The following is a 20,906-nucleotide window of genomic DNA, read 5'->3' as shown; positions in this document are numbered from 1 at the left end:
ATCAGTCCTCGGTGAGCATGGCGTCGAGCAGCCGGTGCACCACGATGCCCACGTCGGCGCGGGCCTGCTCGGGGTCTTCGGCGGTGGCGATCACCATCGCCGCCTCGTCGAGCGCGCCGATGAGGACGTGAGCCAGGGCGCGTACCGGCTGGTGGGCTAGTTGGCCCGCCTGCATGGCCGCGCTCAGCAGCTGCTCTGTCATACCCAAGCTGTAGCGCTGGGCCACGTCGCGAAATCCGTCCCAGCCCAAGACCGTGGGCGCATCCAGCAGAAGGAGTTGGCGCACCTCCGGGTCGTCGGCCACCACCAGCCAGCTCTCGGCCGCCGACCGTAGCGCCGCGGCGGGGGTGGTGGAGGCGGAGGCGGCCACCGCCTCGGCGAGTCGCGCCATGACGTCGGCCTCCACGGCTTCCACGACCACGAGGAACAGCGCCGCCTTGTCCGGGAACTGGTGATACATCGCGCCGCGGGTGACGCCGGCGGCCTCGGCGATCTCGGGGGTCCCCACGGCCGCGTAGCCGCGTTCCCCCCACAACGTACGAGCCGCGGTCGTCAGCGCAGCCCGGGTGGCGGCAGAACGCTCGGCCTGGGTCCGACGCTTGATTTCCGTACAGGCTGTCTGTAAGTTATCGGCAGGTTGCACGTAACTATGTTAGGAGCCCCCATGCCCACCGTCGACATTGGCGCCGGAACCCTTCACTACGACACCGCGGGCCCGCGCGATGGCCGCCCGGTCCTGTTCGTCCACGGCTACGCGATGGGCGCATCCATGTGGGGTGCGGTGAGCGAACGCCTGGCGGCGCGCAACCTGCGCTGCATCGCCCCGAACTGGCCGCTCGGTGCCCACCCGACGGCGTTGCGGCCCGGCGCCGACCGGACCATGCCCGGTATCGCCGCAATGGTGGACGCGTTCATGGCGGCGCTCGACCTCCGCGATGTGGTCCTGGTGGGCAATGACACCGGGGGTCTGGTCAGTCAGCTGGTCGCGGTCAACCATCCCGACCGGCTGGGGGCGCTGGTATTGACCAGCTGCGACGCCTTCGAGCACTTCCCGCCGCCGATCATCCGTCCGTTCATCGTGGCGGCGAAGACCGCGGTCACCTTCCGTGTTGCGCTGCAACCGATGCGGTTGCGCGCGGTTCGCCACTACGCCTACGCGAAGCTGGCACACCGCGACATTCATCACCTGGTGAGCCAGTGGGTCAAACCCGCCCTGCGCGACGCGGGCGTTGCCGAGGATCTGCGCCTGCTGACCGCATCGCTGAACCAGCAGACCTCCCTCGATGCCGGGGCGCGATTGCCCGCGTTCGACAAGCCGGCGCTCATCGCCTGGTCAGCCGACGATCTGTTCTTCCCCGCCGAGGACGGCAAGCGGCTGGCTCGGACCCTGCCCCATGCGCGATTCGAACTCATCGAGGGCGCACGCACCTATTCGATGATCGATCAGCCGGACCGGCTCGCGGACTTGGTCGCCGAATTCGCCGGCGCAACAAGCGGTCGCCGGTGAGCGGACCTGTCGCTCAGGCCAGCCACGCCGCGGCGTTGGGCGGCAGGAGGCCCCCGGCGACCGGCGCGCTGGACAAGAGCAGCCTGCCCTCCGGCAGGTCTACCGGGCTGTCACCGGTGTTGAGCACACACACCAGCCCACCGCGCCGAAACGCCAGCATGCCCGCCGGCGTCTCCAGCCAATCGACACGGCGCCCCGAAAGCTCCTCTCGGCTCCGCCGGATGGCCAGCGCCCGCTGGTAGAGCGACAGGGTTGAATCGGGCTCGCTGCGTTGCCGCTCGACAGTCAGGTCCGCCCATGCCGCCGGCATCGGCAGCCAGGTGTGCGGGTTGTCGGAGAAGCCGAACGGCGGGGTGTCTCCCGACCACGGCAGCGGCACTCGGCAGCCGTCGCGCCCACGCTCGGTGTGGCCAGAGCGTTCCCACACCGGGTCCTGAAGGGCTGAATCGGGTAGCTCGACGTTGGGCAGTCCCAGCTCCTGGCCGTTGTAGACGAACACCGCGCCCGGCAGAGCCAACAGCACCAGGGCCATGGCATGGGCACGGTCCAACCCGACCGCCCCGCCGCCGTAGCGGGTGACCGCCCGCTCGACATCGTGGTTCTCCAAGGCCCAGGTGGCACTGGCGCCCACCGAAGCGACCGCGGCCAGCGAGTTGTCGATCGCACTGCGAACTTCCGCGGCATCGAAGTCGGCCTGGAGCAGCCGAAAGTTGAAGGCGAGGTGCAGCTCGTCGGGCCGCAGATACTCGGCGAACGCGGCGTTGTCGTGCACCCACACCTCCCCGACGCTCACCGCGTCGGGATAGTCGTCGATGACTCGGCGAATCGCTCGATGAATCGCGTGGACGCCCGGCCTATTGAACCGGGGATCGTCGTCCTGATGGGCCAGCAGCTTCACATCGGTGACCGGCATGTCCGGCAGGCCCGGCGGCTTGGCCATCCCGTGCGACACGTCAATACGGAAACCGTCCACGCCGCGATCCAGCCAGAACCGGAGGGTCCGCTCGAAATCGGCGAAGACCTCCGGATTGTCCCAGTTCAGGTCGGGCTGTGACACATCGAACAGATGCAGATACCACTGACCCGGACCACCGGGTTCGACGACTCTCGTCCAGGCCGGCCCGCCGAAGATCGATACCCAGTTGTTGGGGGGCAGCTGACCGTTGGGGCCGCGGCCGTCGCGGAAGAAATAGCGGTCGCGGGCGGGGCTGCCCGGTTCGGCGGCCAACGCCTCGACGAACCACGGATGCGCCGAACTGGTGTGGTTCGGGACCAGATCCATGGTCAGCCTGATCCCGCGCTCGTGCGCGGCGGCCACCAGTCGGTCCAGTGCCGCCAGATCGCCGAAGAGCGGATCGATGTCACGGGGGTCGGCCACGTCGTAGCCGTGATCGGCCATCGGCGAGACCATCACCGGGTTGAGCCAGAGTGCATCGACACCCAGCCATTGCAGGTAGTCCAGGTGGGCGGTCACTCCATCGAGATCGCCGACCCCATCGGAGTTGTTGTCGGCGAACGAACGGGGATAGACCTGGTAAAACGCACTGTCTGCCCACCACGGGGCGTGGTCGGGGCGGTCGTCGACGGTCATCAGATCGGCGCGTTGACCATGAAGTCGGCCGCCGTCTGCAGGTAGCGCAGTAGCTCGCCACGGTGGGCATCGTCGAGGGTGTCACGGTCGACCTCGTCGACGGCGGTCACCATGCAACGCAGCCAGGCGTCACGCTGCAGGGGACCGATCCGGTACGGGATATGGCGCATGCGCAGTCGCGGATGCCCGCGGAGCTCGGTGTAGGTGCGCGGACCGCCCCAGTACTGCTCGAGGAACATGCGCAAGCGCTCTTCGGCGCCTTCCATGTCATCGGCGGGGTACATCGGCCGCAGGATCGGATCCTGGGCGACCAGTTGATAAAAGCGCGAGACGATGGCGTGAAAAGTCTGCGCACCGCCGACGGCGTCATAAAACGAGGGTTCTTCTACCGGCTGCATCGTCCACCATTGTGGGGCATCGCCGGGCCCGCCCGGTGAACACACAGCAAATAGGCGTGCGACCAGCGCCGAATCATGGTGAACTGTTCGGCGGAGGTCAATGGTGCGACAACTCAACCGGCTTCAAGACCGGATATGAAACGTCGGGGCCACCGCACCCCCGGTGCCCCACCGGCGAGCCTGAGCGGGCTTGCCAGCGCTCCATGCCTGCACTCGGTCGCCGCCGCTGGATCGGCGACCGGCTCCGGAACCGGTAATGCCGCCGCGTCCCTCTGGACCCATCGGCGGGTTCTGCTGCTGAACTCCACCTTCGAGCCGTTGACCGCACTTCCGCTGCGGCGAGCCGTGGTCATGCTGATCTGCGGCAAGGCCGACATGGTGCACGACGATCCGGCCGGCCCGGTGATCCACTCGGCGACCCGGTCGGTTCCGGTGCCCTCGGTGATCCGGCTGCGGACCTATGTTCGGGTGCCCTACCGGGCGCGGATCCCGTTGACCCGCGCCGCGCTCATGCACCGTGACCAGCACAGCTGCGCCTACTGCGGCGGCAAGGCCGACACCGTCGACCACGTGGTCCCGCGCAGCCGTGGCGGCGACCACACCTGGGAGAACTGTGTGGCGGCCTGCTCGACCTGCAACCATCGCAAGGCCGACCGACTGCTCACCGAGATCGGCTGGACCCTGCGGTTGGTGCCCACCTCGCCCAAGGGGCAACACTGGCGGCTGCTGGCGGTGATCAACGACCTCGATCCGGTGTGGATGCGCTATCTGGGGGAGGGAGCCGCCTAAAGCGGCTGCCCCCGCTCCAGCCAGCCGGCGACGAAGCCGGCCAGCAGGACCCCGAAGCCGCCCATCTCGCCGGCGATCAGCAGCACCATCGCGACGTGCAGAGACGCACCGGGATGCTCGAACTGGTTGGTGGTGTCCTGCCGGGCGCCGTGCACGATGTAGCTGGCGATGGCGGCCACGAAGTAGAACACCAGCACCGCCGCGGCGGTCATGTTCACCCAGGTCGGCCAGGCGCTCAGCTCGACGAAGACCGCGGCCAGCAGGGTGGCGAAGGAATACAGCAGGGCAGCGCGGTGGGCGATGTCGACGTAGGGGTGCGCGCACCGCTCCGGGCGGGTGGCCATCTGGCGGTATTTCCACACCCCCAGCCCCAGTGCGAGCAGAAATATCAGGCCCGCCGCCATAAGGGTTGCCAACGTGTCGGTGCCCAGCACACTCCCGGTCCACTCCACGACGATGCCTCCTTCTAGGTGTTCTGCAGGGTATTACGCCGATACCAGCGCCGTCCGTGCCAGCGCTGGTAGTGCCACACCGCGGCGGGCAGGGCTCCGCGGGGGTGCAGCCAGAAGCCGCGCGGTGCGGGCAGGGCGGATCCGCGCTGCAGAGTGATCTCGCCCAGCACCACCCCCTCGCCGGCCGAGGAATGCCGTTCTGCGATCACGGTGCCGTCGGCGGCCGCGATCAGAGCGGACCCTTCGAAGTGCCCGCGGTACCGCATGGGTAGCCAGGGCATCGCGCAGTCCAAGGTGCCGGCGTGGGCGGCATGCACCACCGGCGCGCCGATATAGCGGGCGAACGATGCCGCCGCGCCCCTGGCGGTGGCGGCGTTGCGGCGTTCCAGTCGATCGAAGAGGCGATGCGGCCGCCACCGGGGGATCGACCACCAGCCTGATCCGGTCATCGCCACATCCACCCGGCCGCGCAGGCGTCGCACGGTCTGGGTGCGCATCAGTTCCCAGCAGACCGCCGCGCCGACGGTGTGATCGCCCGCTGCGATCACACCGTCGTCGTGTCCGCCGGTGTAGAGCGCGTTCTCCCACATCGTCGGAAGATCCTTGTCGTGCCGACCCACCACGCCGCCGGGGTCGGCCAGCAGATAGGCGTTGCGCACGTGGCCGTCCAGATCGCGGCACAGGAATGAACCGCCGACCACTGCCTGGTGCCGGCGCGCCAGAGTGGTCAACAGCGTGGTGGCCACGCCGTCCGGTGGCAGCGCGGCGGTGGCCAGTGCCGGCTCGAAGCCGATTCCGGTGCTGAAGAACTCCGGCAGCGCGATCAGGCGTGCGCCGGCTCGGCCCGCCTCGTCGGCGAGGCGTTCGCACGCGGCCAGGTTGGCGCGAACGTCGCCGAGGGTGGCCCCCAACTGGATGGCTGCGGCAAGAACCACCGTCATGGCTGCTCCGGGACCAGGGCGCAACCCTGAACTTCGAGCAATGCCTGGGGCAGGCCGAGCCGCGTGACGCCGATCGACGTCAGCGCCGGCCGATGCTCACCGACCCACGGAGCGTAGATCTCGGCCAGCGCCATGGACAGATCGTCGATGGCGGTGCTGTAGATGGTCATGGCGACGATGCGCGTCCGGTCCGAACCCACGCTGGCCAGCATGGCGTCGAGCTTGTCCAGGATCAAGGTCAGCTGGCCGGCCATGTCAGTGCTGGGCACGCGGAAGCCTTGGTCATCAGATTCTGCGGCAATGATTCCGGACCAATGGACCATCCCCTGGGCGATCACGAGCTGGGAGATTCCCAGGCTGTCCAACAGCGACGAGGGCAGGTTGCCGACATCGGGGTTGAGGCGCTCGATCATGCGGTGTTCTCCTCTGCTGGGTTGGGTTCGGGTTCGTACCGGACGGAGTCGCCGACCCGGACCAGGCCGGTCGCAAGGACGTTGGCGTAGACCCCGGCACACGCCAACCGGCCCAGATCGGGGATGGCCTTGCTGTTGTGTTTGGCGATCGTGCGCAGGGTTGCCCGGTCCAGGGGCACGTCCTTGCCGTGCGCCAGCGTGGACATCACGCATCGCGGCGTCCACATGTCGACGCTGGCCTTGCAGTCGCTGCCGATGCGGAGCCGTCCGCCAAGCCAGGAGTCTTCAACGAGGCCGGCAGCAGGTGTGTCGATGACCATGGTCGGCCGGTAGCGGCGAGGGTTGAAATTCGCCCCGGGCTCCAGCCCGCGGAGGTGGGCGATCGTCGCGGTGGTGATGAAGTGCAGCGGTGTCAGGTCGAAGAACCGGTGGGCCTGGAGTGGGCCGTAGGTCAAGACCTCGTCGCCATCGGCATTCGTGGTCGTGTGGCTGTAGACACCAGCCTTGGGCAGCCCGGTGGTGGCCTCCCAGACCAATTCGGTGGCCGCGTCGGCAGGCACGGTGTCGGCCAGGCGTACGGGTCGTCCGAGGTATGCCGACATCGCGGCGTCGAGATCATTGCCGAGGTTGCGATGCGCGCTGCCATCGGGGAAGACGACTTCGAGCGTCGGCAGTTCCTGGCCCGGCTGCGGCTCGTCGAGGTAGCGGGCGCGGCAAGCCAGCATGGCTCCGAACTTGCGCGGATTCTTCGCGTTACACAGGTGCCCGGTCTCGATATCGATGAACGCGTAGCGGTGATCGCCCACCGCGCCGTGCGTGTCGATGTAGGTCTCGTTGAGCGTGTGTCCGCCCACGGATTTGATCGGGAACCGGAAGATGGTCTGGATGCGGCCGACCACGCCATCGTTTGCTGAGACGTCGATCATCGAACTCCCACTGGCAGGACCCGGCCGCAGCTCGACGCGCCCAGCTGCCGGAGGAGACGGGGCGACGTCGCGCGACGGCGACGGGCGGTTGGTGCTGATACGAGACCCGTGGGCCCCGTATGGCTGCCAAGGCAGCCCTTCCTCACGCTGACTGCCAGTGCGAAGGTATGGCGTCACCCTAACGACGGCCGTTCACGGCGCGCAAGCGGCCGCCCGAGGGGAGTATGGGGCCGGGTTCTCGCACCGCGTGAACGGCCGTGGGATACCGTCTACGGCGTGAGCCTGTTGGAAACCCTCGGCATCTTCATCGGCATCCCGGTGGCAATGTTCGCGCTGCTGGCCGCCCGGACCCTGACGCAAAAGGGCCCGCGTGCCGCCACGTACCAGATGTCCGATCGGTGGACACACCCGCCGATCCTCTGGGCGGCGACCGGCGAAGCCATCGGCGGCGGACATGGCCATGGCCACGGCAATTCCGAGTTCAGCGTGGGGGGTGGAGCCAGTGGCAACTGGTGACGTCGTGACGATCGATCCGGCCGATCTGCCGTACGGCTCGGTGATCACCAACAGCGGTCGGGTCTCCGGGGTAACCGAGCCCGGTGAGGTCTCGTTGCACTACCCGTTCCCGGTCAAGGAACTGGCAGCCCTCGATGACGCACTGACTTACGCCTCGCGGGCGACTGGGGCGCGTTTTGCCACCTACATCGGCGACCTGGGTGCGGACACCGCCGCCCGGGCCCGCGAGATTCTGGCGAAGGTGCCCACCCCCAACGACGCGGTGCTCATCGCGGTGTCGCCGGATCAGAAGGCCATCGAGGTGGCCTACGGAGCCGGCGTGGCGAACCGCATCGCACCGGCAGCCGCGCCCCAGGGCGTCGCCGCCGCTGCGGCGGCCTTCCGCGAAGGCAAACTGATCGATGGCCTGGTCAGTGCGGTGCAGATCATCAGCGTCGGCGTCACCCCGGCCTAACCGCTGGTTGTACCGCCGGACGATCAGGTGCTCGCGACTATGAGCGGCCCGGATCGGCAGGCGGACCGTACAGCCGCTTCCGCAGACCTCGGGGCGTCGGCGTCGCCGGCACATAAGTCCTGGCTGGCCAACATCGACCGGTGTGGTGCCGGTCCGCGCGCGGTAGCAGATATCGTTCGCGCGCAATGCATCACGCGTGACAGCTTCCGGCAGTTGGATGTCATGGAGCAGATCACCGATCCTGGCGGCAAGAGCTATTTCGTCATGCCACGGACAGTTGGGGCCGATGTAGCGCGCCAGGCGGTGCTGCTGACCTACATCCTCAATGCGGGCACCGGCTACGGACGGTCCGGCACCCGAACCGACTTTCCCGAGACGCCCTACACAGGAGCTGAGGTTCTGCGCATCAGGGCACGTCAGCGCGCGAATCGCTGGAGCTACGCGGCGGTCCCGGCGATCAGAAACACCGGGGGTGCGGTGGCCACGACCCCGAACGGGTTGTTGATGGTGCTGGGCGGCAACCGCGTGCACGGATCGTTCAGCCATCGCGGCGGCACCATGTGGGGCGATCTGTTCCTGGTGAACACCCGAGGCATCGCCGAACCGGCCCGCGGCCTGCGCGAGATCATCGAATCCGGCCGCCTCGGCCACGGCGGACCGGACCTGGACAGCCTGCTGCACCACGAGGAGATCCACGCCCAGCAGTGGGCTGCCCTGGGGCCGATGCGGATGCCGGGGCGCTACCTCGCCGAAGAGGCCCGATCACGAGTCCTGGGCGGCACCAACAGGTTCGAAGAGGAAGCCGGCCTGCGCGACGGGGGATACCGCTGATCAGGCGGTATCGTAGGCGCGTGCCCGCAGCGACCTGGCCACCCCGGCCCGGCCCTCGGTGACCAACCGCCGCAGCGCGGGCGGCAAGGAGGGATCGGCGAGGAAGGTGTCGGCGGCGTCCAGACCGGCCTGACTGACATCCCATCCGGGGTACAGGCCCACCACTACGGTCTGTGCCACCTCGCTGGAGCGCCGCTCCCACACGCCGGTGATCGACTCGAAGTAACGCGCGGTGAACGGGGCCAGCAGCTCGCCCTGGCCGGGCTGCACGATCCCGGCGATGATCGCTCGACCGGTGATGTTGGCCAGGGTGTCGTCCTCGATGACCTGCTGCCAGGCCGATTCCTTGACGGCCGGTTGCGGCCGCGCCGCCGCAGCTTGGGCGCCCTGACGCTTGCCGGCCGCGGTGGGATCACGCTGGATCTCGGCGTCGATGGCGTCGGACTCCAGCGCGCCGCCGCGGGCCAGCGCCACCACGATCCGCCACCGCAGGTCGGTGTCGACGGCCAGCCCCGCCAGCCCCTGACCGGCCGGGTCGGCGTCGAGCAGGTCGGCCAGCACCGCGGTGTGCCGCTCGGCGAGCACCGAGGTGCACAACGCATTGACATAGGCCAGTTGGTGATCCGAGCCGGGGTCGGCGCTGCGGGCCAGCTCCAGCAGCCGGTCGGCGAAAGCCGGCCAACCCTGTTCGGCTGCCCAGCCCGGGTCGGCGTAGGCCCCCAGTGCGGTCTGGGCCTGCAGTAGCAGCCGCGAAGCCACGCCGACCTCGGTCTCGGCGCCGATCCCTCGCATCACCAGCGCGACGAAGTCCCGGGCGCGCAGCTCCGCCTCGCGAGTCATCTCCCAGGCCGCCGACCACACCAGAGTGCGGGGCAGTGACTCGGCGATGTCGGCGATGCGTTGTATGGCGGTGTCCAGCGATTGCGGGTCCAGCCGAAGCGCGCAGTAGGTCAGGTCGTCGTCATTGACCAGAATCAGCTGTCCGCGGGGAATCCCCACCAGGCCGGGCACCGGGGTGCTGGCGCCGTCGATGTCCACTTCCTCGCGGTGCACCCGCACCAGTCGGCCCGAGCCGGCGGGATCGTCGTCGTAAACGCCGATGGCCAATCGGTGCACCCGCGTCTCGCCGGCGCCCGGGGCGGCGCCGCTCTGAGCCACCGCGAACCGGGTGAACCGGCCGTCGCCGTCCACATCGAAGTCGGCCCGCAGCGTGTTCAAGCCGGTGGTCTTCAGCCACTGCCTGCCCCAGTCGGACAGGTCACGGCCAGAAGCCTTCTCCAGGGCCGCCAGCAAGTCATCGAAGGTGGCGTTGTCGAACGCGTGGGCGGCGAAGTAGTCGCGCAGGCCGGCCAGGAAGTGGTCTAGGCCGACGTAGGCCACCAACTGCTTGAGCACGGATGCGCCCTTGGCATAGGTGATTCCGTCGAAGTTGACCTCCACGGCGGCCAGGTCGGGAATGTCGGCGGCGATCGGATGGGTCGAGGGCAGCTGGTCCTGGCGGTAGGCCCACGACTTCTCGGCGTTCGCGAACGTGGTCCAGGCGCTGGTGTATTCGGTTGCCTCGCTTTGGCACAGCACCGAGGCGAACGTCGCGAACGACTCATTGAGCCACAGGTCGTCCCACCAGCGCATCGTGACCAGGTCGCCGAACCACATGTGTGCCATCTCGTGCAGCACGGTCTCGGCGCGACGCTCGTAGGAAGCCCGGGTCACCTTGCTGCGAAAGACGTAGTCCTCCAGGAACGTCACCGCTCCGGCGTTCTCCATGGCGCCGGCGTTGAACTCCGGCACGAACAGCTGGTCGTACTTGCCGAAGGCGTAAGGCACGCCGAAGTTGTTGTGGTAGAAGCCGAATCCCTGCTTGGTCTCGATGAAGAGCCGCTCAGCGTCCATGTGCTGGGCCAGCGATGCCCGGCAGAACAGGCCCAGCGGAATCTCGCCGTGCTCGTCGCGATAGACGTCGTCCCAACGCGCATAGGGTCCGGCGATCAGGGCCACCAGATAGGTGCTCATCTTCGGCGTGGTGGCGAAGGTATGCACGCCGTCTTGGGCTGAGGCCGTGGCTCCGTTGGAGACCACCTGCCAGTGCGCGGGCGCGGTGACGCTGATGTCGAAGGTGGCTTTGAGGTCGGGCTGGTCGAAGCAGGCGAACATCCGCTTGGCGTCCGCGGTTTCGAACTGCGAGTACAGGTACACCTCGTCGTCGACGGGGTCGACGAACCGGTGCAGGCCCTCGCCGGTGTTGGAGTAATAGCACTGCGCATCGATCTCGACCACGTTGTGCTCCGCAAGGCCGGTCAGCGCAACACCGGTGGACTCGTCATAGGCCGAGACATCCAGGGGGTGGCCGTTGAGTGTGGCGGCGTGAATGGTCTCGGCGGCGATGTCGATGACGGTGTCGCTGCCGGCCAGGGCGTCGAAGGTGACGGTGGTGGTGGAGCGGAAGGTGCGCTCGCTCGGCTTTCCAGCACCGTCGGTCAGGTCCAGTGCGATCCGATAGTTGACAACGGTGACCAGCGCGGCCCGTTCGGCGGCTTGGTCGCGGGTGAGGTTAGGAAGTGCCACGTCCGCCAACAGTAGCCGCCAGACGTTGCGGACGGGTTTAATGAGGCCATGGATGTCGCTGGTTTGATCTTCGCCGCGTTGGCCGCTGTCCTGCACGTCTATATCTTCATGATGGAGTCGCTGAGCTGGACTTCACCGCGAACCCGGGCGGTGTTCGGCACCACCGCAGAGGAAGCCGAAACCACTAAGGAGCTGGCTTTTAACCAGGGCTTCTACAACCTGTTCCTGGCCATTGTCACCGTCGTCGGCATCGCTGCGGTTGCCTTGGACCACAACACCGTTGGGCTCGCGTTGATCTTCGCCGGAGTGGGGTCGATGCTGGCGGCGGCTCTGGTGCTGCTGCTGTCTTCACCGGACAAGGCCCGCGCCGCCCTCACCCAGGGCGCCTTCCCCGTGGTCGCGGTCGTGTTGCTGGCGCTGAGCCTGTAGATCCCGCTACCGGGCATAGATGTGCTCGGCGCTGCGTTGATCGCTTCAGACGTGTCCGCCCTTGGCCGAGAGGATCGCCCATGCCCGTGAAGTCGCACGCCGAATTCTGGTTTGATCCGCTGTGCCCGTGGTGCTGGATCACCTCGCGCTGGATTCTTGAGGTCGAGAAGGTCCGCGACATCGACGTCACCTTCCACGTGATGAGCCTGGCCGTGCTCAATGAGGGCCGCGACGACCTGCCCGAGCAGTACCGCGAGCGTATGAAGAGTGCGTGGGGGCCGGTGCGGGTGGCGATCGCGGCAGAGCAGCTGCGCGGAAACGAGATCCTGCGCCCGCTCTACACCGCGATGGGAACCCGGATCCACAACCAGGACAACAAAGACTTCCCCGATGTGATTGCCGGCGCGCTGGCCGAGGTGGGCCTGCCTGCCGAAATGGCCGAGGCCGCCACCTCCGACGCCCACGACGAGGCGCTGCGGGCCAGCCATCACGCCGGGATGGACGCCGTCGGCACAGACGTCGGGACCCCGACCATCCACGTCAACGGGGTGGCGTTCTTCGGGCCGGTGTTGTCGCGCATTCCGCGCGGAGAGCAGGCCGGGGCGTTGTGGGACGCGTCGGTGACCTTCGCGTCCTACCCGCACTTCTTCGAGCTCAAGCGTTCCCGGAATGAGGCGCCGCAGTTCGGCTGACGGCCGGCGGGGGACGTGCACCGGGTCTGAGACAATGACGCCATGCGCGTCTACCTCGGCTGCGACCACGCCGGCTACGAACTCAAAGAACTGATCGTCGAGCACCTGAAGAAGGCCGGCCATGAGCCGATCGACTGTGGCGCCTTCAGCTACGACGCCGAGGACGACTACCCCGCGTTCTGCATCGCGGCGGCGGCCCGCACGGTGGCCGACCCGGACAGCCTCGGAATCGTGATCGGCGGATCCGGCAACGGTGAGCAGATCGCCGCCAACAAGGTGCCCGGCGCGCGCTGCGCGCTGGCCTGGAGCACCGAGACCGCACAGCTGGCCAGGGAACACAACAACGCCCAGCTGATCGGGATCGGTGGCCGGATGCACTCCACCGAGGAGGCGCTCGCGATCGTCGATGCGTTTCTGAGCACCCCGTGGTCGCAGGCCGAGCGTCACCAGCGGCGCATCGACATCCTGGCGGCCTACGAACGCAACCACGAGGCACCCGCGGTGCCCGGCGCGCCGGCCTGACGCGCCTTCAGGCCGGCCCGATATGCCGGAGGGGCACATCCTGCACCGGCTGGCCCGGCTGCATCAGCGTCGCTACGCGGGCGCGCCGGTAGCGGTGTCCAGCCCGCAGGGGCGCTTCGAGTCCGATGCCGCGGTGGTCGATGGGCGTCCACTGCTGCGGGCTGAGGCGTGGGGCAAGCATCTGTTCCACCGCTATGCCGGCGGACCCATCGTGCACGTGCACCTGGGGATCTACGGCCACTTCACCGAGTTTGCGCGGCCCGACGATGGCCTGCCCGAACCGGTCGGCCAGGTCCGGATGCGCATGGTGGGTGCGCAGTACGGCACCGATCTGCGAGGGCCGGCCGCGTGCGAGGTGGTCGATGAGGCACAGGTCGCCGAGGTGATCGCGCGGCTGGGCCCCGACCCGCTGCGAGCCGACGCCGACCCGGCGCCGGCGTACAGACGCATCGCCAAGTCCCGGAAAAGCATTGCCGCGCTGCTCATGGACCAGTCGGTGCTGGCCGGGGTGGGCAACGTCTACCGCAGCGAGGTGCTGTTCCGGCACCGCATCGACCCGTACCGCCCCGGCACCGCGATCGGCGAAGCGCAGTTCGCGGCGATCTGGGCGGATCTGGTGTCGCTGATGAAGATCGGACTGCGGCGCGGCAGCATCGTGGTGGTCCGCCCCGAGGATGATCACGGGGCGCCGGCGTATGCGGCCGGCAAACCCCGCACCTACGTCTACCGGCGGGCGGGGGAGCCATGCCGGGTGTGCGGGACCGCCGTGCGCACCGCGGAACTGGAAGGCCGCAACGTGTTCTGGTGTCCGGCCTGCCAGGGCGGCGAGTCGACGCCCTAGGGATCAGTCGTCGTAGAACGTCTCGCGGCGCGGCCGCAGCGTCACACCGAGCGCCCGGTAGATCTCGTTGGACAACACCACACTGCGCGGGTCGGCATTGGCCTGGGTGTGGTCGAACCGGTTCATCACATAGCCGTAACCGATGCGCTGCTCCAGATCGGCGAAGGCGAACGATCCGCCGAGTCCGCCGTGGCCGAAGATGCGCCGATTGGGCCCGTTGACGCCTTGGGCGTTGAGCATGTAACCCATGCCCCAGCCGTGCTCGGCGACCCGGGGCCCCAGCACCAGGTCGGTCTCGGTACCGCCCTGCAACACCCGCAGACGGTCCATGGCCGCCCTGCTCAGCAGCTTCTCCTGCACCAGTGCGTTGTAGAACGTGGCCATACCCAGGGCGGAGACCTGCGCGTTGGTGCCGGGGAACTCCAGCTGCCGCCAGAGCGACAGGTCGTTGGTGGCGATCTCATCGTCGGGGGCGAAACCCATCGCCACCGCCAGCCCGGCCTTGGAGTGGTCGTCCAGGGACGTCGGGCGCTTCGGGGCGCCCGCAGAGGCCAGCATCTCCCGGATCGTCGGCTTACCGACCGGATCGGCGCAGCGGTAGGGCTGCTGGTCTGCCGGCACGCCGATGTGTACTTCGGCGCCCAGCGGCCCGGCCACCTCGTTGCGCAGATAGTCGCCCACCGTCCCGCCGGTGACCCGCTTGACGACCTCGCCGATGATGAAGCCGTAGGTCGTCATGTGATAGCCCTGCGCGGAGCCCGGACGCCACCAGGGTTCGGCGGCGGCGAGGCGTTCGCAGACCAGGTCCCAGTCGGTGACGTCGCGCCAGTGCATCGGCTCGCGGGGCCCGATGGCCCCGGAGCGGTGCGCCAGCACCATCGCCAGGGAGATGTCGCCCTTGCCGGCCTGGCCGAACTCCGGCCAGTAGTGGGCCACGGGAATCCGCAGATCCAGCTCCCCGGCCTCGGCCAGTCGATGGACGCAGGTGCTGGTCAGGCCCTTGCTGCCGGACAGCACGGTGCTCAGCGTGTCCTCCTGCCAGGGGCGCTGACCCTCGACGTCGGCGGTGCCGGCCCACAGGTTGACCACGAGCTCGCCGTCGACATAGGCGGCGACTGCCGCGCCGAGTTCCTCGCGCTCGGTGAAGTTGCGTTCGAACTCCTCGCGCACCTTCGCGAAGCGTGGAGAGCACGTCCCATGGATCTGGACGTGCCGCGTGCCGCCCATGGCGTGCCTTCCTGCTCGGGAGAATCCCCTCCGCGGGGGCGACGGGGCGATCGGACCCGCGTAGCTGCTTGGAAGGATAAGTCCGCGGTGCCGGGGGAGTACAGCAGGCCCCGGCTTGCATACGCCGGTTGACCTGGCGTTGATCACGCTAGGACACTCCACTGGTGTCCGCCGAACAGCATGTCGACGGACACCAGGAAGGTCCTGATGGAGCGGGCGACGGGAATCGAACCCGCGTAGCTAGTTTGGAAGACTAGGGCTCTACCATTGAGCTACGCCCGCATGAACAGCTAGAGCGAGACTGTACCGGCGTGGCGGACTCGAAATCCAATTGCCCCGCCGCTTTGGCTTCGTGGGGCGTTGACAGTAGGTCATTTGTGATCGCACATCTGCCGGGCCGTAGGATCGCCTGGTCAGTGCGGGGTGTAGCGCAGCTTGGTAGCGCATCCGCTTTGGGAGCGGAAGGCCGCAGGTTCAAATCCTGTCACCCCGACCAGCAGCGCGCGCCGCACCGGCACGACCGACCACGTCAACGATATCGAGGAGTACACCCGTGAAGAGCACCGTCGAGCAGCTGACCCCGACCCGGGTTCGCATCAACGTTGAGGTGCCGTTCACCGAGCTTAAGCCGGACTTCGAGCGGACCTACAAGGAGTTGGCGAAGCAGGTGCGGGTGCCGGGCTTCCGGCCGGGCAAGGCTCCGGCCAAGCTCATCGAGGCCCGCTTCGGTCGTGCCGCCGTGTTGCAGCAGGTGGTCAATGAGGCGCTGCCGAGCCGCTACACCGAGGCGGTGACAAGCTCGGACCTCAAGCCGCTCGGTCAGCCCGACATCGAGGTCACCAAGCTCGAAGACGGTGAGAACATCGCCTTCACCGCCGAGGTCGACGTGCGGCCGGAGATCACGCTGCCGGACCTGGCGCAGCTCAAGATCACCGTGGACCCCATCGAGGTCGACGATGCCGAGGTCGACGCCGAGCTCGACTCGCTGCGCGCCCGCTTCGGCACCTTGACCGGTGTCGACCGCCCGGCCGCGAAGGGTGACTTCGTCTCGATCGACCTGGACGCCACCATCGACGGCGAGACGGTCGAGGGGGCGGCAACCGAGGGCCTCTCGCACGAGGTCGGATCGGGTCAGCTCATCGAAGGACTGGATGACGCGATCGTCGGACTGTCGGCGGGCGAGAGCAAGACCTTCACCACCAAGCTGGCGGCCGGCCCGCAGGCCGGCAAGGACGCTGAGGTCACCGTGGTGGTGCAGTCGGTCAAGGAGCGTGAACTGCCCGAGGCCGATGACGAATTCGCCCAGCTGGCCAGCGAGTACGACACCATCGGTGAGCTGCGTGAGAACCTCGTCGAGCAGGTGAGCCGCACCAAGCGCATTCAGCAGGCCGAGAAGGTCCGCGAGGTGACCCTGGAAACGCTCGTCGAGCTGGTCGAGATGCCGCTGCCCGAGGCTGTGGTGCAGGCCCACATCGACAACGCTCTGCACAACGCGCTGCACGGCCTGGACCACGACGAGAACAAGTTCGCCGAGTCGCTGGCCGAGAAGGGATCGTCGCGGGCCGAGTTCGACGCCGAAACCCGCAGCGAGGCCGAGAAGTCGGTCAAGACCCAGCTGCTGCTCGACGCGCTCGCCGACGAGCTGGAGATCAAGGTGGGGCAGAACGACCTCACCCAGCACCTGGTGCTGATGGCGCGTCAGTACGGCGTCCCGCCGCAGCAGCTGATTCAGTTCCTGCAGGAGAACAAGCAGCTGCCCGCGGTCCTCGCCGACGTGCGCCGCGGCATGTCGCTGGCCGCGGCGGTGCGCGCTGCCGAGGTCACCGACACCACGGGCAAGGAGATCGACACCGCTGAGTTCTTCGGTGCCGACTCCGACGACACCGATGAGGCAGACGAGGCCGCCGAGGCCCTGGCCGCCGCAGAAGAAGCCGCTGAGGCCGCTGAGGCCGCTGAGGCCGAGGCATCTTCTGACGAGTGACGCTGTAAGCGAACGAAGCCGGTTCGGACCGCCCTCAGCCGCACCGGTTGGTTAGGGTCGGTGCATATGAATCTCGAGAAAGCAGGTACCCCACTGTGAGCCAGCCCGGTCTGAATCTCGTCGACTCCGTATACGAGCGCCTACTGCGAGAACGCATCATCTTCCTGGGGTCGCAGGTGGACGACGACATCGCCAACCGGCTGTGCGCTCAGATCCTGCTCTTGGCCGCCGAGGACCCGACCAAGGACATCTCGCTGTACATCAACTCTCCGGGTGGCTCGATCAGCGCCGGGATGGCGATTTACGACACCATGGTGCTGGCGCCGTGCGACGTCGCCACCTACGCGATGGGGATGGCGGCCTCGATGGGCGAATTCCTGCTCGCCGCGGGCACCAAGGGCAAGCGTTACGCCCTGCCGCACGCCCGGATCCTGATGCACCAGCCGCTGGGCGGAGTGACCGGCAGCGCCGCCGACATCGCCATCCAGGCCGAGCAGTTCGCGGTCATCAAGAAGGAGATGTTCCGGCTCAACGCCGAGTTCACCGGTCAGACCATCGAGCGGATCGAGGCCGACTCCGACCGCGACCGCTGGTTCACCGCTGCCGAAGCGCTTGAGTACGGCTTCGTCGACCACATCATCACCCGCGCCCACGTCAACGGAGATGCATCATGAACCCCGAAACCTTGCGTGCCATCGCACCGCAGGCCCGTTACATCCTGCCGTCGTTCGTGGAGCACTCCAGCTGGGGTGTCAAAGAGTCCAACCCGTACAACAAGCTGTTCGAAGAGCGGATCATCTTCCTGGGTGTCCAGGTCGACGACGCTTCGGCCAACGACATCATGGCCCAGTTGCTGGTGCTGGAGTCGTTGGACCCGGACCGCGACATCACCATGTACATCAACTCCCCGGGTGGCTCGTTCACCTCGTTGATGGCGATCTACGACACCATGCAGTACGTCCGTGCCGACATCCAGACCGTGTGCCTGGGGCAGGCGGCGTCGGCTGCGGCGGTGCTGCTGGCGGCGGGAACGCCGGGCAAGCGGATGGCGCTGCCCAACGCCCGGGTGCTGATCCACCAGCCGTCGTTGTCGGGAGTCATCCAGGGCCAGTTCTCTGACCTGGAGATCCAGGCGGCCGAGATCGAGCGGATGCGGACCCTGATGGAGTCCACCCTGGCCCGCCACACCGGCAAGGACGCCGAGGTGGTCCGCCGGGACACCGATCGGGACAAGATCCTCACCGCGGCCGAGGCCAAGGAGTACGGGATCATCGACACCGTCCTGGAGTACCGGAAGCTGTCTGCGCAGACCGCGTAGCTTTCTCTGCAACACCGAGCGTGCACTCAGCGCGAATTTCCGCAAGGATTTTCGCGCTCAGTGCACGTTCGGCGTAATGCGGCCACCGCGGTGATATCGGCCGGGCCGACCCGGCAGCAACCACCGACGATGCGTGCCCCGGCGGCGATCCAGGCCGGCACCAGTGCGGGGGAGAACCGGGCGGGCCCGCTCCAACCCCCAGAAGTCCAGCGCTCACCGCTGTTGGGGTAGACGATCACCGGCTTTCCCGTGACGGCGCGGGCGATCTCGATCGCCGGCAAGACATCGTCTGGGTCGCAGCAGTTCACTCCGACGGCGACGATCTGTGGAACCCCGGTGGCCACCGCAAAGGCCTGATCGAGTGACTGGCCGGCGCGGGTCGCGGTGCCGGCGATCGTGTAGCTGAGCCAGGCCGGTAGGCCCGTGGCGCGCACCAGACCGACCAGCGCTTCGGCCTCATCGACGTCGGGCACCGTCTCCAGTGCGAGCAGATCGGCCCCGGCGCTGCCCAGCACCTCCAGTCTGGGCCGGTGCCACGCCGACAACTGCGCGACCGAAAGCCCATATCGGCCAAGGTATTCCGAGCCGTCTGCGCGGGACGCGCCGTACGGTCCGATCGATGCCGCAACCCAGCGCCGCGGGCGGTCATCGGTGGCGGCGCGGGCCAGCTGCACACTGCGGGCCAACAGCCCCTCGGCGGTGGCGGCGTCGACGCCGCGAGCCGCGAAACCCTCGAAGCTGGCCTGATAGCTGGCGGTGGTGGCGATCTGCGCGCCCGCGGCGAAGTACGCGCGGTGAACAGCCTCGATCTCTTCGGGGGCCTCGATGAGTAGCCGAGCCGACCACAGCGGGTCGGACAGATCGGCCCCACGGGCTTCCAGCTCCGTTGCCAGCCCCCCATCGGCGACCAGCACGGTATCGTCGGGCACGGCGAACGCCACGGCCGCCACTGTAGGGCGGGACGACCTCGGGTGTCTCTCACATCCGGGTAACGCCCCGAAACGCTCACGCCACGCCAGCGCGTCACACCCCGGGTGTGGCGCATCGGGCGATATGTTCTTGGAGCAGGCAGGCAGGGCCAGTGATGAATACCAACGACGCGATTCGGCCTTATCGGTCGCCTCGCACCGGAATGAACGGGTAGCGTCGGAGCAGAACACCGGCACCCCGACGACAGACGGCGAACAGGAAGTAGGTCCTAACGCACTATGGCGCGCATTGGAGACGGCGGGGACTTGCTGAAATGTTCGTTCTGCGGCAAGAGCCAGAAGCAGGTCAAGAAGCTCATCGCAGGTCCGGGCGTCTACATCTGCGACGAGTGCATCGACCTGTGCAACGAGATCATCGAAGAAGAACTCGCTGACGCCGACGACGTCAAGCTCGATGAACTGCCCAAGCCCGCCGAGATCCGGGAGTTTCTTGAGGGCTACGTGATCGGCCAGGACACGGCCAAGCGCACGCTGGCGGTGGCGGTCTACAACCACTACAAGCGCATCCAGGCCGGCGAGAAGAGCCGGGACTCCCGCTCGGGTGAGCCCGTCGAGCTGACCAAGTCCAACATCTTGATGCTCGGGCCCACCGGCTGCGGCAAGACCTACCTGGCCCAGACCCTGGCCAAAATGCTCAACGTCCCGTTTGCGATCGCCGACGCCACCGCGCTGACCGAAGCGGGTTATGTCGGCGAAGACGTCGAGAACATTCTGCTCAAGCTGATTCAGGCGGCCGACTACGACGTCAAGCGCGCCGAGACCGGCATCGTCTACATCGACGAGGTCGACAAGATCGCCCGCAAGAGCGAAAACCCGTCCATCACCCGCGACGTCTCCGGCGAGGGTGTGCAGCAGGCACTGCTGAAGATCCTGGAGGGCACCCAGGCCTCGGTTCCCCCGCAGGGCGGCCGCAAGCACCCCCACCAGGAATTCATTCAGATCGACACCACCAACGTGCTGTTCATCGTGGCTGGGGCATTCGCCGGCCTGGAGAAGATCGTCTCGGACCGGGTGGGCAAGCGGGGCCTCGGCTTCGGCGCCGAGGTCCGGTCCAAGGCCGAGATCGACACCACCGATCACTTCGCCGAGGTCATGCCCGAGGACCTGATCAAGTTCGGTCTGATCCCCGAGTTCATCGGGCGGCTGCCGGTCGTGGCCTCAGTGACCAACCTGGACATGGAGTCGCTGGTCAAGATCCTCTCTGAGCCCAAGAACGCACTGGTCAAGCAGTACACCCGGTTGTTCGAGATGGACGGGGTGGAGCTGGAGTTCAGCCAGGACGCCTTGGAGGCCATCGCAGATCAGGCCATCCACCGCGGCACCGGTGCACGAGGGCTGCGGGCGATCATGGAAGAAGTCCTGCTGCCGGTGATGTATGACATCCCCAGCCGCAACGACGTCGCCAAGGTCGTGGTGACCAAGGAGACCGTGCAGGACAACGTGCTGCCGACCATCGTGCCGCGTAAGGCGTCACGGGGCGAGCGGCGCGACAAGAGCGCCTGATCGGGACGGCGCTCGGCGCGC

At 67.7% G+C, this 20,906-nt stretch carries 23 protein-coding genes and 2 tRNA genes; 14 read left to right on the top strand and 11 right to left on the bottom strand.

Annotated elements, in window-relative coordinates:
• Window position 1 precedes the first annotated feature (1 nt).
• Window positions 2-643, bottom strand: coding sequence for a TetR/AcrR family transcriptional regulator (locus BST15_RS02145; RefSeq protein WP_046187641.1), 642 nt, complete (start codon window positions 641-643; stop codon window positions 2-4).
• A 21-nt stretch (window positions 644-664) separates the two neighbouring features.
• Here BST15_RS02145 and BST15_RS02140 point away from each other — a divergent pair, with 21 nt between their 5' ends.
• Window positions 665-1,507, top strand: a complete 843-nt coding sequence (locus tag BST15_RS02140; RefSeq protein ID WP_046187640.1) for an alpha/beta fold hydrolase — start codon at window positions 665-667, stop codon at window positions 1,505-1,507.
• A gap of 13 nt (window positions 1,508-1,520) precedes the next feature.
• On the opposite strand, the gene BST15_RS02135 is transcribed toward BST15_RS02140, so the two are convergent.
• Window positions 1,521-3,098, bottom strand: coding sequence for a glycoside hydrolase family 13 protein (locus tag BST15_RS02135; protein WP_046187639.1), 1,578 nt, complete (start codon window positions 3,096-3,098; stop codon window positions 1,521-1,523).
• A complete protein-coding gene (locus BST15_RS02130) occupies window positions 3,098-3,496 on the bottom strand; it encodes a globin (RefSeq protein WP_046187638.1) in 399 nt (132 codons plus the stop codon). Before BST15_RS02130 ends, BST15_RS02135 begins: the two co-directional genes overlap by 1 nt.
• Window positions 3,497-3,631: 135 nt before the next feature.
• Here BST15_RS02130 and BST15_RS02125 point away from each other — a divergent pair, with 135 nt between their 5' ends.
• Window positions 3,632-4,285, top strand: coding sequence for an HNH endonuclease (locus tag BST15_RS02125; protein WP_052734775.1), 654 nt, complete (start codon window positions 3,632-3,634; stop codon window positions 4,283-4,285).
• Here the strand turns inward: BST15_RS02125 and BST15_RS02120 are convergent.
• The 4 genes from BST15_RS02120 to BST15_RS02105 all read right to left on the bottom strand — a co-directional run bounded on the left by BST15_RS02120 (window position 4,282) and on the right by BST15_RS02105 (window position 7,017).
• Window positions 4,282-4,689, bottom strand: coding sequence for a hypothetical protein (locus tag BST15_RS02120; RefSeq protein WP_046187690.1), 408 nt, complete (start codon window positions 4,687-4,689; stop codon window positions 4,282-4,284). The two genes, BST15_RS02125 and BST15_RS02120, sit on opposite strands and share 4 nt — an antisense overlap.
• A gap of 62 nt (window positions 4,690-4,751) precedes the next feature.
• The gene (locus BST15_RS02115; RefSeq protein WP_046187689.1) at window positions 4,752-5,672 is read right to left on the bottom strand and encodes a carbon-nitrogen hydrolase family protein; all 921 of its coding nucleotides are present in this window, start codon (window positions 5,670-5,672) and stop codon (window positions 4,752-4,754) included.
• Window positions 5,673-5,674: 2 nt separating this feature from the next.
• Window positions 5,675-6,091: a RidA family protein gene (locus BST15_RS02110; protein ID WP_052751331.1), complete on the bottom strand. Its 417-nt coding sequence runs from the start codon at window positions 6,089-6,091 to the stop codon at window positions 5,675-5,677.
• Window positions 6,088-7,017 carry an MOSC domain-containing protein gene (locus BST15_RS02105; RefSeq protein ID WP_046187637.1) on the bottom strand — a complete coding sequence of 310 codons (930 nt, stop codon included), beginning with the start codon at window positions 7,015-7,017 and terminating at the stop codon, window positions 6,088-6,090. The genes BST15_RS02110 and BST15_RS02105 overlap by 4 nt, the downstream gene beginning before the upstream one ends.
• 285 nt (window positions 7,018-7,302) lie before the next feature.
• On the opposite strand from BST15_RS02105, the gene ctaJ reads away from it, so the two are divergent.
• From ctaJ to BST15_RS02090, 3 genes are read left to right on the top strand one after another with little or no spacing between them, the layout of a single operon-like run.
• Entirely contained in the window at window positions 7,303-7,533 is a 231-nt protein-coding gene (gene ctaJ / locus BST15_RS02100) for an aa3-type cytochrome oxidase subunit CtaJ (RefSeq protein WP_409366547.1), read from the top strand.
• A complete protein-coding gene (locus BST15_RS02095; RefSeq protein WP_046187635.1) occupies window positions 7,520-7,987 on the top strand; it encodes a DUF5130 family protein in 468 nt (155 codons plus the stop codon). The genes ctaJ and BST15_RS02095 overlap by 14 nt, the downstream gene beginning before the upstream one ends.
• Before the next feature lie 39 nt (window positions 7,988-8,026).
• Entirely contained in the window at window positions 8,027-8,818 is a 792-nt protein-coding gene (locus tag BST15_RS02090; RefSeq protein WP_234708167.1) for a hypothetical protein, read from the top strand.
• On the opposite strand, the gene pepN is transcribed toward BST15_RS02090, so the two are convergent.
• Window positions 8,819-11,383: an aminopeptidase N gene (gene pepN / locus BST15_RS02085; protein WP_046187686.1), complete on the bottom strand. Its 2,565-nt coding sequence runs from the start codon at window positions 11,381-11,383 to the stop codon at window positions 8,819-8,821. It abuts the gene before it with no gap.
• A 48-nt stretch (window positions 11,384-11,431) separates the two neighbouring features.
• Here pepN and BST15_RS02080 point away from each other — a divergent pair, with 48 nt between their 5' ends.
• The 4 genes from BST15_RS02080 to BST15_RS02065 all read left to right on the top strand — a co-directional run bounded on the left by BST15_RS02080 (window position 11,432) and on the right by BST15_RS02065 (window position 13,867).
• A complete protein-coding gene (locus BST15_RS02080) occupies window positions 11,432-11,812 on the top strand; it encodes a DUF1304 domain-containing protein (protein WP_046187634.1) in 381 nt (126 codons plus the stop codon).
• An 80-nt stretch (window positions 11,813-11,892) separates the two neighbouring features.
• On the top strand, window positions 11,893-12,504 hold the full coding sequence (locus tag BST15_RS02075; protein WP_046187633.1) for a DsbA family oxidoreductase: 612 nt from the start codon (window positions 11,893-11,895) through the stop codon (window positions 12,502-12,504).
• Between the two features lie 42 nt (window positions 12,505-12,546).
• A complete protein-coding gene (locus tag BST15_RS02070) occupies window positions 12,547-13,026 on the top strand; it encodes a ribose-5-phosphate isomerase (protein WP_046187632.1) in 480 nt (159 codons plus the stop codon).
• Window positions 13,027-13,048: 22 nt separating this feature from the next.
• Window positions 13,049-13,867, top strand: coding sequence for an Fpg/Nei family DNA glycosylase (locus tag BST15_RS02065; protein WP_046187631.1), 819 nt, complete (start codon window positions 13,049-13,051; stop codon window positions 13,865-13,867).
• Between the two features lie 3 nt (window positions 13,868-13,870).
• On the opposite strand, the gene BST15_RS02060 is transcribed toward BST15_RS02065, so the two are convergent.
• Both BST15_RS02060 and BST15_RS02055 read right to left on the bottom strand, forming a co-directional pair.
• Window positions 13,871-15,094 carry a serine hydrolase domain-containing protein gene (locus BST15_RS02060; protein ID WP_046187630.1) on the bottom strand — a complete coding sequence of 408 codons (1,224 nt, stop codon included), beginning with the start codon at window positions 15,092-15,094 and terminating at the stop codon, window positions 13,871-13,873.
• A 208-nt stretch (window positions 15,095-15,302) separates the two neighbouring features.
• Window positions 15,303-15,376 (bottom strand) — tRNA-Gly (locus BST15_RS02055).
• Window positions 15,377-15,513: 137 nt separating this feature from the next.
• Here BST15_RS02055 and BST15_RS02050 point away from each other — a divergent pair.
• The 4 genes from BST15_RS02050 to clpP2 all read left to right on the top strand — a co-directional run bounded on the left by BST15_RS02050 (window position 15,514) and on the right by clpP2 (window position 18,393).
• A tRNA-Pro gene (locus BST15_RS02050) sits at window positions 15,514-15,590 on the top strand.
• Between the two features lie 57 nt (window positions 15,591-15,647).
• Entirely contained in the window at window positions 15,648-17,075 is a 1,428-nt protein-coding gene (tig, locus tag BST15_RS02045) for a trigger factor (protein ID WP_046187629.1), read from the top strand.
• A 95-nt stretch (window positions 17,076-17,170) separates the two neighbouring features.
• The gene (gene clpP1 / locus BST15_RS02040) at window positions 17,171-17,749 is read left to right on the top strand and encodes an ATP-dependent CLP protease proteolytic subunit ClpP1 (protein ID WP_046187628.1); all 579 of its coding nucleotides are present in this window, start codon (window positions 17,171-17,173) and stop codon (window positions 17,747-17,749) included.
• Entirely contained in the window at window positions 17,746-18,393 is a 648-nt protein-coding gene (gene clpP2, locus BST15_RS02035) for an ATP-dependent CLP protease proteolytic subunit ClpP2 (RefSeq protein WP_046187627.1), read from the top strand. The genes clpP1 and clpP2 overlap by 4 nt, the downstream gene beginning before the upstream one ends.
• 26 nt (window positions 18,394-18,419) lie before the next feature.
• Here the strand turns inward: clpP2 and mmuM are convergent, their stop codons facing one another.
• Window positions 18,420-19,343 carry a homocysteine S-methyltransferase gene (gene mmuM, locus BST15_RS02030; RefSeq protein ID WP_083070787.1) on the bottom strand — a complete coding sequence of 308 codons (924 nt, stop codon included), beginning with the start codon at window positions 19,341-19,343 and terminating at the stop codon, window positions 18,420-18,422.
• 258 nt (window positions 19,344-19,601) lie between these two features.
• On the opposite strand from mmuM, the gene clpX reads away from it, so the two are divergent.
• Complete coding sequence (gene clpX, locus BST15_RS02025) at window positions 19,602-20,885, top strand: ATP-dependent Clp protease ATP-binding subunit ClpX (protein ID WP_046187626.1); 1,284 nt, start codon at window positions 19,602-19,604, stop codon at window positions 20,883-20,885.
• The last annotated feature ends 21 nt before the right edge of the window (window positions 20,886-20,906 follow it).

Origin of the sequence: Mycolicibacter arupensis (assembly GCF_002086515.1) — a bacterium.
GTDB classification, from domain to species: domain Bacteria; phylum Actinomycetota; class Actinomycetes; order Mycobacteriales; family Mycobacteriaceae; genus Mycobacterium; species Mycobacterium arupense.
This window is presented reverse-complemented; position numbering and strand designations above follow the sequence as displayed.

Coding starts and splice junctions, on each gene's coding strand:
- BST15_RS02140 (WP_046187640.1), top strand. CDS start 665: ATGCCCACCGTCGACATTGGCGCCGGAACCCTTCACTACGACACCGCG.
- BST15_RS02135 (WP_046187639.1), bottom strand. CDS start 3,098: ATGACCGTCGACGACCGCCCCGACCACGCCCCGTGGTGGGCAGACAGT.
- BST15_RS02130 (WP_046187638.1), bottom strand. CDS start 3,496: ATGCAGCCGGTAGAAGAACCCTCGTTTTATGACGCCGTCGGCGGTGCG.
- BST15_RS02125 (WP_052734775.1), top strand. CDS start 3,632: ATGAAACGTCGGGGCCACCGCACCCCCGGTGCCCCACCGGCGAGCCTG.
- BST15_RS02120 (WP_046187690.1), bottom strand. CDS start 4,689: ATGGCGGCGGGCCTGATATTTCTGCTCGCACTGGGGCTGGGGGTGTGG.
- BST15_RS02110 (WP_052751331.1), bottom strand. CDS start 6,091: ATGATCGAGCGCCTCAACCCCGATGTCGGCAACCTGCCCTCGTCGCTG.
- BST15_RS02105 (WP_046187637.1), bottom strand. CDS start 7,017: ATGATCGACGTCTCAGCAAACGATGGCGTGGTCGGCCGCATCCAGACC.
- BST15_RS02090 (WP_234708167.1), top strand. CDS start 8,027: ATGAGCGGCCCGGATCGGCAGGCGGACCGTACAGCCGCTTCCGCAGAC.
- BST15_RS02080 (WP_046187634.1), top strand. CDS start 11,432: ATGGATGTCGCTGGTTTGATCTTCGCCGCGTTGGCCGCTGTCCTGCAC.
- BST15_RS02075 (WP_046187633.1), top strand. CDS start 11,893: ATGCCCGTGAAGTCGCACGCCGAATTCTGGTTTGATCCGCTGTGCCCG.
- BST15_RS02070 (WP_046187632.1), top strand. CDS start 12,547: ATGCGCGTCTACCTCGGCTGCGACCACGCCGGCTACGAACTCAAAGAA.
- BST15_RS02065 (WP_046187631.1), top strand. CDS start 13,049: ATGCCGGAGGGGCACATCCTGCACCGGCTGGCCCGGCTGCATCAGCGT.
- BST15_RS02060 (WP_046187630.1), bottom strand. CDS start 15,094: ATGGGCGGCACGCGGCACGTCCAGATCCATGGGACGTGCTCTCCACGC.
- clpP2 (WP_046187627.1), top strand. CDS start 17,746: ATGAACCCCGAAACCTTGCGTGCCATCGCACCGCAGGCCCGTTACATC.
- clpX (WP_046187626.1), top strand. CDS start 19,602: ATGGCGCGCATTGGAGACGGCGGGGACTTGCTGAAATGTTCGTTCTGC.